Below are 1,554 nucleotides of genomic sequence, written 5' to 3' on the forward strand. Positions count from 1 at the left end.
GCCGGTGTCGGTGCGGTCGGGGCTTGACCCCTGATCTTGGACACGCTGATTCCAGCACGATGCTGGGGAAGCGAGAATCTGAGGGATGGCAAGGAAGAACTACACGGACGAGTTCCGGCAGCGTGCGGTGGATTTGTACGAGTCCACGCCGGGCGCGACGCTGAAAGCGATCGCGGCCGATTTGGGGATCTCCCGTGGTGCGCTGCGGGAGTGGGTCGAGAAGCACGGCTCGGGGATCACGACCACCGGCACAGCGTCGACGCCCGCGCCGGCGCGGGTGGAGTCACAGGCGGCGAAGGTCCTCCGGCTGGAGGCCGAGAACGCGAGGCTGGAAGCGGAGAAGCTGAAGCTTCAGACGGAGCGGGACATCCTTCGTCAGGCGGCGAAGTATTTCGCCGGGGAGACGAACTGGTGAACCGCTTCCAGTTCGTTGAGGATCACAAGTACGCCTGCGGCGTGAAGCGGTTGTGTGAGGTCATTCAGATCGCGAGGTCGTCGTTCTACGCCTGGCTGGCGGCGGCCCCGGGACGGGCCGCGAGGGCCGCCGCAGACGCCGCGCTGGCGGCGCGAATCCGTGTGCTGCAGGAACCCGCGCAGGGTGGCGATCGCGCCTATGGGGCGCCGCGGATCACCGCCGACCTCAACGACGGCGTCGCGGCGGCCGGGCGGGTGAATCACAAGCGGGTCGCCCGGGTGATGCGGGAACACCAGCTCGCGGGGATCCGGCTGCGTCGACGGGTGAGGACCACGATCCCGGACCAGTCCGGACGCCGCTTCCCCGACCTGATCGAGCGGGACTTCTCCATTGGTGAGCCGAACCGCCGATACGTGGGCGATATCACCTACCTCCCGATCGCGGACGGGTCGAACCTGTATCTCGCGACCTGCATCGACCTCGGGTCACGGAAGCTCGCGGGTTGGCAGGTCGCCGACCACATGCGCGTAGGGCTCGTCGAAGACGCCCTGCGCGCTGCGGCCCGTGACCGCGGGACGCTGGCCGGCGCGATCTTCCACAGCGACCACGGCAGCGTCTACGCCTCGAAGGCCTACGCAGCCCTCTGCGAGCAGCTCAACATCGTCCAGTCCATGGGCGCAGTGGGCACGAGCGCCGACAACTCACTCGCGGAGAGCTTCAACGCCACACTCAAGCGGGAGCTCCTCGAAGGGCAGGCGGCGTTCCCGGACCCGGCCACCGCCTACCGGGCCGTGTTCCGATGGGCGAACCGCTACAACACCCGCAGGCGCCACTCCGCGATCGGCCAGATCACCCCGAACAACTACGAGACCGCCTACGCGGAGACCACGTCCGCTACCCTCGCGGAAGCGGCATAACCGAACCGACACCGTGTCCACGATCGAGGGTCAAGGCCCCTGAGCACGTCGTGGTGCTCGTGTCGCAACCGGTCAGCCGTGGCATCCCAGTCGGTGATACGGGCGACGCCGGCACGGATATAACTGTCGATCGTCGGGCGGAGGCCCGCCATGGTCGCCGCCACGACGACGTTGCCTGCAGCATCCGTCAGACGCAAGTGGAACTGCGCATCCAGGGCGAGG

Annotated in this window: 2 protein-coding genes; one reads left to right on the forward strand and one right to left on the reverse strand. The window is 67.8% G+C overall.

From position 1 onward, the window contains the following. The first annotated feature begins 85 nt into the window (after nucleotides 1-85). Nucleotides 86-1,332 (forward strand): IS3 family transposase gene (locus tag N4R40_RS13090; RefSeq protein ID WP_407665929.1). Its coding sequence is split into 2 segments (ribosomal slippage): nucleotides 86-395 and nucleotides 395-1,332, totalling 1,248 coding nucleotides; the frame shifts between segments, so codons are not numbered across the junction. On the opposite strand, the gene N4R40_RS13095 is transcribed toward N4R40_RS13090, so the two are convergent. Then, a partial coding sequence (locus N4R40_RS13095) for an FCD domain-containing protein (RefSeq protein WP_261607823.1) occupies nucleotides 1,290-1,554 on the reverse strand: 265 nt, incomplete at its 5' end. The two genes, N4R40_RS13090 and N4R40_RS13095, sit on opposite strands and share 43 nt — an antisense overlap.

This window comes from Microbacterium memoriense (genome assembly GCF_025398275.1).
Lineage (GTDB): Bacteria > Actinomycetota > Actinomycetes > Actinomycetales > Microbacteriaceae > Microbacterium > Microbacterium memoriense.